Raw genomic sequence first — 12,334 nt, 5'->3', positions numbered from 1 at the left:
CCAAGGGGTTCACACAGGACACTGGTAGACGGTTCGGACGTACGCATGACGCATGGAGGAGGCACGGTGGCGGGCGAGTCCCCCGACAGGGCGGAGCAGCAGGGGTCGTCGGAGGGCAGGACGACGGGTTCGCCGTCGACGGTTGCGCCGGCTCCGGTTGACCAGCCGACGGCGGTCTTCAAGACCCTGGCGCCGCGCACTCCGGAGGACGACGCGGAGAAGGCGCCGGCCGATGCGCCCGCGACGGCCGAGGAATCGGTTCCGGAGACTTCGGAGACCCCGGACGCCCCCGAGACCCCGGACGCCCCGGAGACGGCCGAGCCCGGGGGCGACCGCCTGAAGCAGGCCGTGGCGGCGTGGGTCGCGACGGCGGCGAAGACGACGGACGAGTCCGAGGGCGAGTCCGAGGGCGAGGACGCGTCCGCGGACGGCGGTGCGGCAGGGGGCGGCGAGGAGGCCGAGGGCGGCGACGGGGAGCGGGAGGCCGCTGAGGCCGCCGACGCGCCCGGTGCGCCCGACGCGCCCGAGGAGGGTTCCACGGCTGCCGGAGCGGCCGAGGGCGCCGGGGACGCCGAGGAGCCCGCGAAGGCCGAGAAGGCGGCTGAGGCGGCCGTCGAGGCGCCCGAGGCGCCGGAGCCGTCGTGGTTCGCCGCGAAGAAGGCCGGGAAACCGGAGACCGACGCGAAGCCGGAGGCCGACGCGAAGCCGGCCCCGAAGCCCGCGGCCACGTCCGACACCGACACCGACACCGATGCCGATGCCGGCTCCGGCTCTGCCTCCGGTTCCGATTCCGGCGCCGAGCCGAAGGCGGGGCCCGGGGCCAAGTCCGCCGCGTCCCGGACCGAGGGTCCCGTCGACCAGCCCACCACCATGTTCCGGGCGGTCCGTCCGCCGGCCGCGCCCGCCGTGGACCAGCCGACCACCGCGCTCAAGCTCCCCCGTGACGTCACGGGCCCCGACTCCGACAGCGAGCGGACGAGCACCTTCGTACCGCTGCGCCCGGACATCCCGGCCGACCAGAAGGCGGCGAAGGCCGCCGACGAGCCGGCCGCTCCGGCCGCTTCCGCGGCCCCGGTCATCCCGAAGGCCCCCCAGGCGCCGAAGGCCCCCCAGCCCTCCCAGGCCGCGAAGCCGTCGGCCCCGGCGAAGGCGGCGGTCCCCGCGCCCGCGTCCGCGGTTCCGTCCGCGCTCGGGGAGCCCGAGCGGACGCGGCAGCAGCCGCTGCCGCCGCTGCCCCCGCTCGACCTGCTGGCCGAGCTGACGAACACCCCGCCCCCGCCGCCGAACGCGTGGCGCACGACCGTGCGCCGGGTCCGCATCTGGACCCCGCTGGTCCTGCTCCTCCTGATCGTCTTTGCGATCGCGCAGATGGTCCGGCCGCTGCCGGCACCCGTCCTGAAGCTCTCCGCCTCCCCGACGTACACCTTCGCGGGCGGCCCGCTCCAGATGCCGTGGCCCGGCGAGGGCCAGGGCGCGGTGGAGGTCGAGGGCGTCGGTTCCATGGGCACGTACGGGCCGCAGAAGCCGGCCCCGATCGCGTCCGTGACGAAGACGATGACCGCGTACGTGATCCTCCGCGACCACCCGATCAAGGGGAAGAAGCAGGGCCCCGAGATCACCGTCGACAAGAAGGCGGCCGACCAGGCGAAGGCGGTGCACGAGTCGACGGCGCCCGTGAAGGAGGGTCAGACCTACACGGAGAAGGAGCTCCTCCAGCTCCTGATGATCCCGTCGGCCAACAACGTGGCCCGGCTGCTCGCGCGCTGGGACGCCGGCTCGGAGCAGGCGTTCGTCGACAAGATGAACGCGGCCGCGAAGGACCTGGGCATGACCCAGTCCCGGTACACCGACCCGTCCGGCCTCCTCGACTCCACCGTCTCGACCCCGCGGGACCAGCTGAAGCTGGCGAAGGCGGTCATGCAGTACGACGTGTTCCGCGAGATCGTGGACATGCCGAACGCGACCATCGAGGGCGTCGGCTACATCGAGAACAACAACAGCCGGCTCCTGCTCAAGGAGGGCGTGAGCGGCATCAAGACCGGCTCCTCCACCCCGGCGGGCGGCAATCTGCTCTGGTCGGCGAACACGGTCGTCGACGGCAAGATCCGCCGCGTCCTGGGCATCGTGATGGGCGCGCAGGACGCCGCCACCCTCAACAAGAAGCTGGAGCTGTCGCTCGACTACAGCTACGAGCTGATCAAGAAGGCGCAGGACGCCGTCACGTCCGCGGCCGTCGTGAAGAAGGGCCAGGTCGTCGGCTACGTCGACGACGGCCTCGGCGGGCAGACGCCGGTCGTGGCGACGAAGGAGATCAAGGCGGTCGGCTGGCCGGGCCTGAAGGTCGCGCTGGCGCTGACCGACGGCGGCAAGGCCGTCCCGCACACCGGCAGGGCCGGGGACGTCGTCGGCACGGTCTCGATCGGCGAGGGCGCGGGGAAGGTCAGCGCCCCGGTGGCGCTCCAGGCCGACCTGGTGGAGCCCGGCTTCGACAAGAAGCTGACCCGCGTGAGCTGACCGGCCAGGTGGTCGAACGCCAGGGCGCCCCGGACGACCGGGGCGCCCTGCTGTTAGCGTCTTCGGGTCCGGACGCGCCGAGCGAACCCGTACGGGCGCCGGACAGGAGCCGCACGGAAGCCGCGCGGGAAGCGGACGGAAGCAGCACGGAAGCAGCACGGGAAAGGGCCGCAGTGACCACCGCCGAGCCGACACGCGCGGGCCGCAGCACGGCCCCCGCCCCCCGCCCCGAGCAGCACACCGACCAGGTCGCCGACCAGGGCGCCGGCCGGGTCACCGACCGGACTCAGGACACGGACCGGGAGACCGGCCTCGGCCAGGACACCGACCGGGACCGTCCCTCCGGCCGAGGCGCCGACCAGCGCACGGACCAGGGCCGGGACACCGAGCGGAACCCCAGCGGGCACACCGAGCGGAACACCACCCCGGACACCTCCCGGAACACCACCCCGGACACCGCCCGGAAGACCACCCCAGACACCGCCCGGAACACCGAGCGGAACCCCACCCGGAGCACCGAGCGGTCCACCGCCACCCGCTCCCCGCAGGACGCCGGGCCGGACGTCGCGCAGGATGGCACCGAGGAGACCGCACCGGCCTCCCTCGCCTCCGCACCCATGCCCCTCACCCCCGGTTCACCTTCGCGAATAGTGCTCCCGAACCAGCGCTCCGCCCCCGAGCGGACTCCCGAGCGGACCACCGCGCCGCCCCCGTCCCCGGCCCCGGACCCGGCCCCGGCTCCGTCGCGGCGCCGCAAGCGCCGCTACCCCGTGATGGCGGCGACGGGCGTCGCCGCGCTCCTCCACGTCCTGTGGTTCTTCTACTTCGCGAACAGCGGCGGCGACCTCGCGGCGCAGGACGCCTGGGCCGAGTTCGTCGGACGGCACCCCGACTCGGCGTACAACCTGGCCTGGTACGGAGGCATGCACCCGGTCTCGTACAGCGTGGTCTCGCCGTACGTGATGTCGGTGCTCGGCGTCCGCTCGACGATGATGATCGCGGGGACGCTCTCCGCCGCCCTGACCGCGCTGATCCTCGTGCGGGTCCCGGCCGTCCGCAACCCCATGGCGTGCTCCCTCGCGGGCGTCTTTGCCTTCCTCTGCAACGCGCTGTCGGGCCGGGTGACCTTCGGGCTCGGCATGATGTTCGCGCTCGGCGCGGTCGCCGCCGTCTTCTGCTGGCCGCACCGCTGGCGCCGCAGGCGCTGGGCGAAGGCCGCCGTGGCGGCACCGCTCGCCGGGCTCGCGACGGCGTGCAGCCCGGTCGCGGGACTGTTCCTCGGCGTGGTGGCGGCGGCGCTCTTCCTCAACAAGCGGAGGCCGGGCGCGTACGCCATCGGCCTCGCCCCCGTGGCGGTCGTCGCGGTCTCCTCCTGGCTCTTCCCCTTCTCCGGCACGCAGCCGATGTCCTTCGGTTCGACGTCGCTGCCGCTGCTCTTCGGGATCCTCGTCCTGGTCCTCGTCCCGAGGGACTGGCGGACGGTCCGCACGGCCGCCGCCTGCTACACCGTCGGCACCTTCCTGACCTGGCTGATCGACTCCCAGATCGGCTCCAACATCTCGCGGCTCCCGATGCTCTTCGCGGGCGTGGCGCTGCTGGCTGCGCTGCCGTACACGCGCCCGCGCTCGCGCCGCTGGTACGCGCTGGCCGTCGCCTTCCTCGGCCTGAACTTCTGGATCGGCTTCAAGGGCGTCGACGACGTGATCCGCACCCGCCCGGACGCCTCCTGGGCCTTCGAGGTGGCGCCGCTCATCAACCAGCTCCAGGTGAGGGACGCCCGGAAGGCCCGCGTGGAGGTCGTCCCGGCCTCCAGCCACCGTGAGTCCTCGGCGCTCAGCCCGTACATCAACCTGGCGCGCGGCTGGAACCGCCAGGCCGACATGGAGCGCAACCCGCTCTTCTACGACGACACCCTCAACGCCGTGAACTACCGCGAGTGGCTCCACCGCTGGGCCGTCCGGTACGTCGTCCTGCCCACCGGCGCCCCCGACTCCGGCGCGGAGCGCGAGGCGGAGCTGGTCGACGAGGGCCTGCCCTACCTGAAGCAGGTGTGGTCCGACGCGAACTGGCGGCTGTACGAGGTCGCCGGCGCCACCCCCCTCGCCGACGCCCCCGCCCAGGTCGAGCGCGCCGCCGAGAACGAGGTCGTCCTCCACCTCGACCGCCCGGCCCGGATCAAGATCCGCGTCCCCTACTCTCCCTGGCTCGCCCTGATGGACGAGAACGGCGGCAAGGTGGAGCCCCCGCAGGAGACGGAGGAGTCCAAGCTGGCCCGGGAGGAGTCCGAGACCGAACTCCCGAAGGTCTTCGCCAACGAGAACGGCTGCCTGGTGAAGGCGGAACCGGACGAGGAGGGCGACGAGTGGACGGAACTGGTCGCCCCCAAGGCCGGTACGTACCGCCTGGCCGCCCCCTACAAGCTCTTCCCGCGCGGCACCGCCTGCCCGGAGGAACTGCGCTGACCCCTGCCCGCCCCCACCCCTCGGCTCATCCCTCGCGGTCACCCATAAGGAGGGTGAACGCGGCAGAGGGCTGCCCACCCCCGGGTACGGGCCCTAGGGTCGTCCCATGCGGCAGGAACCAACTGAATCGGGGCGTGCGGACGTGGCGGACACGGGAGACGTGACGGGTGCGGCGGGCGCGGGGGACGTGGCGACGGAGACGAGGCCCGACCCGGAGGCGCGGGAGTCCTCGCCCCCGCCCCCCGGGCGCCGCCGCCGGCTCTCCCCCTGGGTGGAGTACCCCCTCCTGGCGGTCGTCGCCCTGGGCCTCGCCTTCCTGATCAAGACCTTCCTGCTGCAGGCGTTCCTGATTCCCTCGGGGTCCATGCAGAACACCCTCCAGGAGGACGACCGCGTCCTGGTCGACAAGCTCACCCCCTGGTTCGGCTCGGAGCCCGACCGGGGCGAAGTGGTCGTCTTCCGCGACCCCGCCGACTGGCTCGCGGGCCACGAGATGAAGCCCCCCAGCACCGTCCAGAAGGCCCTCGGCTTCGTCGGCCTGATGCCGGCGGCCGGCGAACAGCACCTGATCAAGCGGGTGATCGGCGTGGCGGGCGACACGGTCGAGTGCCAGGGCACGGGCCCCCTGAAGCTGAACGGCACCCCCCTGACCGAGCCGTACGTCTACGAGGGCAACACCCCCTGCAGCGACGACGAGGGCGGCCGCTTCAAGGTCACCGTCCCCGCCGGCCACCTCTGGGTCATGGGCGACCACCGCCAGGCCTCCCAGGACTCCCGCTACCACCAGAACGACGGCCGGGGCGGCATGCTCCCCCTCACCGACGTGGTGGGCCGGGCGGTCGTCGTGGCCTGGCCCGTCCCCCACTGGTCCACCCTCCCGATCCCGGACGCCTTCGACTCCCGGAAGTGACCGCGCACCACGAGAAGGAAACCCCCATGGCAGTCATCGTCACCTTCGAACTCCCCGGCGCGGGCCAGGACCTCTACGACACGGTCATCGACCGCGTCACCGAGGGCCGGGGCTTCACCCGCTTCGCGGACCTCCCCAACCCCGGCCTCCTCTCCCACGCGGCCGGCCCGGTCGACGGCGGCTTCCGCGTCACCGAGATCTGGGAGAGCGAGGAAGCCCTGGCCACCCACGCCAAGACCTTCGCCCCGGTCCTCGCCGCCCTGGGCCACCCCGACCTCCACCCCACGGTCATCCCGGCCCACAACGTCGTCCTCGCCTGACCACCCCAGCACACAGAAGGGCGCCCAGTGACATCACTGGGCGCCCTTCGCCTGGTGCCCCCGGCAGGATTCGAACCTGCGACACCCGCTTTAGGAGAGCGGTGCTCTATCCCCTGAGCTACGGAGGCGGGGCTTGGACAGCGTAGCGGATGGGGGGTTGGGGGGTGGGGTTGTGGGTGGGGGTTGGGGGTGGCTAGCTTCGGTGGGACGGGTGAGAGGGGTGGGGTCGTGCTGACGGAGGAAGGGGCGCCGTTCGAGGTCGTGGACGGGGTGTACGTGCGGGGGCCCCGGACGTTGCGGGAGTTCGTCGAGGCGGTGTGGGCGTTCGGGGACCGGGTTTTCCTGGTGGGTGAGGGGGAGAGCCTGACCTATCGGGAGTTCTTCGACGCCGCCTGTGGGCTGGGGCGGCGGCTGGCGGGGGAGTACGGGCTTCGGCCGGGGGACCGGGCCGTGGTCGCGATGCGGAACCTGCCGGAGTGGCAGGTGGCGTTCTGGGGGGCCCAGCTGGCGGGGCTGGTCGTGGTGCCGTTGAACGCGTGGTGGGGCGAGGAGGAGTTCGCCCACGCGTTGGACGACTGCGCGCCGGGGGTGCTGCTGGTCGACGGTGAGCGGGTCGGGCGGGTGCGGGGGTGGGCGCGGGCCGCCGGGGTGCCGGGGATCGTGTTCCGGGGGGAGGCCGAGCCCGGGTTCGCGGCGTACGAGGTGGACGACGATCCGCTGCTCGGGCCGCCCGACGTCGAGGTGGCGCCCGAGGACGACGCCACGATCTTCTACACGTCCGGGACCACCGGGCGGCCCAAGGGGGCCGTCGCCACGCACCTCGCGCAGGCCGGGGCCGCGATCCATCCGCGGTACTTCGCCGCGGTCGCGCGGGGGGAGCGGCCGGGGGGCGGGAAGCCCGTGGTGTCCTTGACGACCTTCCCGTTCTTCCACGTCGCCGCCTTCACCTCGCTGTACGCCGTCATGGCGGCCGGGGGGACGCTGGTCATGATGCGGAAGTGGGACGCGGGGCGGGCGCTGGAGCTGATCCGCGAGCACGGGGTGACCCATTACGCGGGGGTGCCGACCACCGCGCTGCAGCTGCTCGCGCTCGCCCGGGAGTCGGGGGACGCGCTGGAGAGCCTGGTGCTGCTGAGTACGGGCGGGGCCGCCGCGCCGCCCGGGATCACCGGGGAGCTGGCGGCCGGGTACGGGGAGCGGATCGCGCCCCGGAACGGGTACGGGCTCACCGAGACCTGTGGCGGGGTGCTCGCCAACGTGGGGGCCGAGTACCGCGAGCATCCCGGGAGCGTGGGGCGGCCCTCGCCGGCCACCGAGGTGCGGATCGAGGCGCCGGGGGACGACGGGGTGGGCGAGCTGTGGCTGCGGGGGCAGTCGCTCTTCCGGGGGTACTGGGGGAACCCGGAGGCGACCCGGGCCGCCTTCGCGCCCGGCGGGTGGTTCCGTACCGGCGATCTCGCCCGGGTGGACTCCGGGGGGCGGGTCTCGGTCGTCGACCGGCTCACCGACCTGGTGATCCGGGGCGGCGAGAACGTGTACTGCGTGGAGGTGGAGCAGGCCCTCCAGGCGCACCCGGACGTGCTCGACGCGGCCGTCGTGGGGGTGCCGCACCCCCTGCTGGGGGAGGAGGTCGGGGCGGTCGTACGGCTCCGGGCGGGCTCCTCGGCCGGGGCGGAGGCGCTGCGGGCGCACGTCGCCGCGCGCCTCGCCGCCTTCAAGGTGCCCGCGCACGTCGTCCTCGTGGAGGACGGGGAGCTGCCCCGGAACCGGGCCGGGAAGCTGGTCAAGGGGCCGTTGCGGGAGAGGGTGGAGGCTGTCGTCCGGCGCGGCTGACGGTGGGGCCGCCGGCAGCCGCCGCCGGCTGTGGGCCGGCGGCCGGGGCCGTCGTCAGTCCCGGGTGACGCGGACGCGGAAGCCGCCGGCCGGGTCCTCGTCGACGACGCCTATCCGGATGCCGTGGGTGCGGTCGGTGAAGGTCTCGCCGGGGCGGAAGGGCGCGTCGGAGAGTTCCGCGTGGACGTTGGGGCGGCGGGTGCAGCCGCCGCTGGTGCGGTCGCTGTCGGCGACGGTCACCGGGCCGTGGCCGGTGTCCACGTCGGACTCGACGCGGTAGACGAGGACGCCCGGTTCGCAGACGGCCTCGTCGTTGCCCTCGCGGGTGCGGACCTCGACGGCGTATCCGGTGGTGTCGGAGAGCGGGACGAAGACCAGCTTGGGGCCGCCGGCGACGGCCAGCGGGGTGAGCAGGTGCTCGCTGGTGCCGGTGGCGGAGGCGCAGCGGATCTGGTCGTTGTCGAGCCAGCCGAGCTTCCACTTGTGCCAGCCGAGCAGGTCGTTGTTGGCCCCCCAGTCCTCGGACATGATGTCCCAGTGGCCGACCGTGCCGCCGCCGTCGGCGGTGTAGAGGTCGGGCAGGCCGAAGACGTGGCCGTTCTCGTGCGGGAGGACGCGGTAGCCGGTCTGGGCGTAGCTGCCGGAGCCGTCGTCCTGGCGGCTGTAGACGAAGGACGTGTTGGCGAGCGGGACGCCGTCGGCGTAGGGCGCGTCGTCGTTGCCGGAGAAGGTCACGGACAGGACGGTCTCCAGGGCGGAGGGGCCGGCGTTCGGCGTGACCAGGACGTTGACCAGGTCGTAGGCGCTGAAGTCGACCTTCGGGTCGGCCGCCTTCACGATGTCCTCGACGAAGGAGCGGTAGCCCGGTTCGTACGGGGCGCCGCGCTCGATCCCGTACGAGGAGAACGGCCGGGGCATCCGCAGCCAGTCGGGTATCGGGGCCTCGGAGTGGTACTGGAGCCGGCCGTAGGAGCTGACGCGGAACCAGTCGGAGGTCTGCGGGAAGAACTCCCGGAAACGGGACATGGCCGTGCCCTCGCCGCGGGCGTCGGGGAAGTCGACCATGAGCGTGAGGGCGCGGACGCGGCCGGTGGAGGGGGCGTACCCGGGGGCGGTCGGCAGCCCTTCCGACATCTGCACGCCCAGGGCGGTGGCGATGCGGCACGGTCCGAGCCGGGTGGTGTCCGGCGCGGCGGCCACCGGGCCGGCCGAGGCCGGGGCGGGGCCGGGGAGCGTGGTGCTCGCCGAGACGAGCACGGTGAGCAGGAGGGCCGAGGTCGCCGCGAGGGCGACCGGTCTGCGTATCCGCCGGCGGGTGTGCTGCATGCGGTCGCCTCTCCGGTCGGGGCCAGGTCAGCGGCGTGGTGTGCCGTGGGCTCAGCCTGTGCGGAGCGGCGCGGGGGCGCGCGCCGGGTGGACCGATCGTGGGTATCCGGTGACGGGGCGTGTGCTGTGATCCAGGTCACAGGGAGGGTTGAAATAACTGGGGACTCCTTCCCCGTTCAGGAGAGAGTTCGACGAAGTGGGGACTGTTTCCCCGGATGGCTCCGAAAGGCTGAGAGGCCGGAGCCCGGACGGCCGAGGAGGTCGTGGCATGACGGGTGTGATCCACACCGACGGGCCGCCGAGCGTGCGGGGCCGCGTGGCGGCCGGGACGGCTGGTGTGTCCGGGGCGGTCGATGTGTCCGGGACGGCTGGTGTCTCCGGGACGGTCGGTGTGTCCGAGGTGGCCGGGGCGTCTGAAGGGGCTGTGGTGCCTGAAGGGGCTGTGGTGCCTGAGGCGGTCGAGGCGGCCGGTACGTCCGAGGTGACCGTGGTGCCCGGTACGTCCGAGGTGACCGTGGTGGCCGCGCGGCGCGTGCCCCGGCCGCGGGCCGATGCCCTGCGCAACCGTGAGCGGCTGGTGACGGCGGCCCGCGAGATGTTCGTGGAGTTCGGCCCCCTCGTCCCCTACGACGAGATCGCCCGCCGGGCCGGCGTCGGCAACGCCACGCTCTACCGGAACTTCCCCGAGCGCGCCGACCTCGTCCGCGAGGTCGTCCTCTCCCTGACCGCCCGGGTCGCCGGGCTCGCCGAGCGGGGCACCGAGTCGGTCCGCGCCGGCGGGAAGGACGCCTTCGAGGCGGTACGGGACTTCGTCCACGGCGCGGCCGACGAGCGGGTGGGCGCGCTCTGCCCGATGCTCGACGCGGACTTCGACCACGACCATCCCGATCTCGCCGCCGAGCGGGACCGGCTGGAGGAGTCCGTCGAGGAGCTGCTCGGTCTGGCGCGCGCGGCGGGCCGGCTCCGCCCGGACGTCGGCGCCGGTGACCTGATGGTCGCCGTCTCGCAGCTCACCCGGCCGCTGCCCGGCACAGGCTGCGCCGCCTTCGCCCCCTTCGTCCACCGTCATCTCCAGCTCTTCCTCGACGGCCTGGAGGCGCCCGCCCGCTCGGTGCTCCCGGGTTCGTCCGTGACCTTGGAGGGCCTGCGGCGCGGCGAGTGAGGGCGGGCTCCTGGTCCTTCCCGCCCCTGCCCCCGCCCTCATCCCTGACTGACTCTGACCCTTCCCTCCTCCTGCCCCGGATCCTTCCCTCCACCCCGACCCCGATCCCGACCCTTCCCTTTCCCGCCCCTGAACCCTCCCCGCCCCTGAGCCCTCCCCGCCCCTGAGCCCTCCCCTCCCCGGGCCCACAGACTTCTAGAACGTCCTTTTCTTCCTTTACGCACCAAGAGGTGGCTACCCCCATGCCCGAAACCGTCCAGACCTCCCGGTCGGCGGCCGGCCTCCAGCCCGACCCCGGCCGCTGGAAGGCCCTCGTCTTCATCGCCCTCGCCCAGCTGATGGTCGTGCTCGACGCGACCATCGTGAACATCGCCCTCCCCTCCGCCCAGCAGGACCTCGGCATATCGGACGGCAACCGGCAGTGGGTCATCACGGCCTACGCCCTCGCCTTCGGCGGCCTGCTGCTCTTCGGCGGGCGCATCGCCGACCTCTGGGGCCGCAAGCGCACCTTCGTCGTCGGCCTGATCGGCTTCGCCGCCGCCTCCGCCCTCGGCGGTGCCGCCACCGGCGAGGCCATGATGCTCGGGGCCCGCGCGCTCCAGGGCGCCTTCGGCGCGCTGCTCGCGCCCGCCGCGCTCTCGCTGCTCGCCGTGACCTTCACCGACGCCAAGGAGCGCGCCAAGGCCTTCGGCATCTACGGCGCGATCGCCGGTGGCGGCGGCGCCGTGGGCCTGATCCTCGGCGGCTTCCTCACCGAGTACCTGAACTGGCGCTGGACCTTCTTCGTCAACATCCCGTTCGCGATCGTCGCCGCCGTCGGCGCGTACCTGGTGATCCGCGAGCCGGCCGGCGGCCGCAACCGTTCCGCGCTCGACGTCCCCGGCGTGGTCCTCTCCACCCTGGGCCTGGTCGCGCTCGTCTACGGCTTCACCCGCGCCGAGTCCGAGGGCTGGAGCGACGCGGGCACGATCGGCATGTTCGTGAGCTCCGTGGTGCTGCTCGGCACCTTCGTGCTCGTCGAGGCGAAGGTGAAGAACCCGCTGCTGCCGCTGCGCGTCCTCACCGACCGCAACCGCGGCGGTGTCTACCTCTCGCTCGGCCTCGCCGTCATCGCGATGTTCGGCCTCTTCCTCTTCCTGACGTACTACCTCCAGGTCGTGAAGGGCTACTCGCCGGTCATGACCGGCTTCGCGTTCCTGCCCATGATCGCGGGCATGATCATCGGCTCGACCCAGATCGGCACCCGGCTGATGACCCGGGTCCCGCCGCGGCTGCTCATGGCCCCCGGCTTCCTGACCGCCGCGCTCGGCATGCTGCTGCTGACGCAGCTGGAGGTGGGCACCTCGTACGCCGGGCTGATCCTGCCCGCGCAGCTGCTGCTCGGCCTCGGCATGGGCACCGCCTTCATGCCGGCCATGTCGCTCGCCACGCACGGCGTGGACCCGAAGGACGCCGGCGTGGCCTCCGCGATGGTCAACACCTCGCAGCAGGTCGGCGGCGCCATCGGTACGGCCCTGCTGAACACGATCGCCGCCTCGGCGACGACCGCGTACCTCACCGACCACGCCGCCGGCGCGACCACCCCGGCCGCCCAGAAGCTGCTCCAGCTCCAGGGCATGGTCGAGGGCTACACGGCCGCGATCTGGTGGGCGGTCGGCATCCTGGCCGTCTCCGCGGCCATCGCGGCCGTGCTCATCACCACCGGGAAGCCGGACACGGGCGCGGTCGCCGGCTCCGGCGCGGGCGCCGAGGACGAGGTGAAGGTGCCGGTCATCGCACACTGAGCCCGCGGGCTCGGGCCGGTCTC

General features: G+C 73.4%; 8 protein-coding genes and 1 tRNA gene. 7 read left to right on the top strand and 2 right to left on the bottom strand.

What is annotated here, in order from left to right; genetic code table 11:
- Window positions 1-45: 45 nt before the first annotated feature.
- From ACF1ED_RS23085 to ACF1ED_RS23070, 4 genes are all read left to right on the top strand, one after another.
- A complete protein-coding gene (locus ACF1ED_RS23085; RefSeq protein ID WP_391763309.1) occupies window positions 46-2,514 on the top strand; it encodes a serine hydrolase in 2,469 nt (822 codons plus the stop codon).
- Between the two features lie 773 nt (window positions 2,515-3,287).
- Window positions 3,288-4,976, top strand: coding sequence for an MFS transporter (locus tag ACF1ED_RS23080; protein ID WP_391763522.1), 1,689 nt, complete (start codon window positions 3,288-3,290; stop codon window positions 4,974-4,976).
- 142 nt (window positions 4,977-5,118) lie between these two features.
- On the top strand, window positions 5,119-5,886 hold the full coding sequence (lepB, locus tag ACF1ED_RS23075) for a signal peptidase I (RefSeq protein WP_391763307.1): 768 nt from the start codon (window positions 5,119-5,121) through the stop codon (window positions 5,884-5,886).
- Window positions 5,887-5,912: 26 nt separating this feature from the next.
- Complete coding sequence (locus tag ACF1ED_RS23070) at window positions 5,913-6,206, top strand: hypothetical protein (protein WP_391763305.1); 294 nt, start codon at window positions 5,913-5,915, stop codon at window positions 6,204-6,206.
- Between the two features lie 52 nt (window positions 6,207-6,258).
- On the opposite strand, the gene ACF1ED_RS23065 is transcribed toward ACF1ED_RS23070, so the two are convergent.
- A tRNA-Arg gene (locus ACF1ED_RS23065) sits at window positions 6,259-6,334 on the bottom strand.
- Window positions 6,335-6,434: 100 nt separating this feature from the next.
- Here ACF1ED_RS23065 and ACF1ED_RS23060 point away from each other — a divergent pair.
- Window positions 6,435-8,039, top strand: a complete 1,605-nt coding sequence (locus tag ACF1ED_RS23060) for a class I adenylate-forming enzyme family protein (protein ID WP_391763303.1) — start codon at window positions 6,435-6,437, stop codon at window positions 8,037-8,039.
- A gap of 54 nt (window positions 8,040-8,093) precedes the next feature.
- On the opposite strand, the gene ACF1ED_RS23055 is transcribed toward ACF1ED_RS23060, so the two are convergent.
- The gene (locus ACF1ED_RS23055; RefSeq protein ID WP_391763301.1) at window positions 8,094-9,365 is read right to left on the bottom strand and encodes a M6 family metalloprotease domain-containing protein; all 1,272 of its coding nucleotides are present in this window, start codon (window positions 9,363-9,365) and stop codon (window positions 8,094-8,096) included.
- Between the two features lie 481 nt (window positions 9,366-9,846).
- Between ACF1ED_RS23055 and ACF1ED_RS23050 the strand changes: the two genes are divergently transcribed.
- Window positions 9,847-10,527, top strand: a complete 681-nt coding sequence (locus ACF1ED_RS23050) for a TetR/AcrR family transcriptional regulator (protein ID WP_391763520.1) — start codon at window positions 9,847-9,849, stop codon at window positions 10,525-10,527.
- Between the two features lie 242 nt (window positions 10,528-10,769).
- A complete protein-coding gene (locus tag ACF1ED_RS23045; protein WP_391763299.1) occupies window positions 10,770-12,311 on the top strand; it encodes an MFS transporter in 1,542 nt (513 codons plus the stop codon).
- Window positions 12,312-12,334 lie beyond the last annotated feature (23 nt).

Origin of the sequence: Streptomyces sp. NPDC014656 (genome assembly GCF_043084305.1) — a bacterium.
GTDB lineage: Bacteria > Actinomycetota > Actinomycetes > Streptomycetales > Streptomycetaceae > Streptomyces.
The sequence above is the reverse complement of the archived record's forward strand: the minus strand, read 5'-3'. Positions and strand labels throughout refer to the sequence as shown.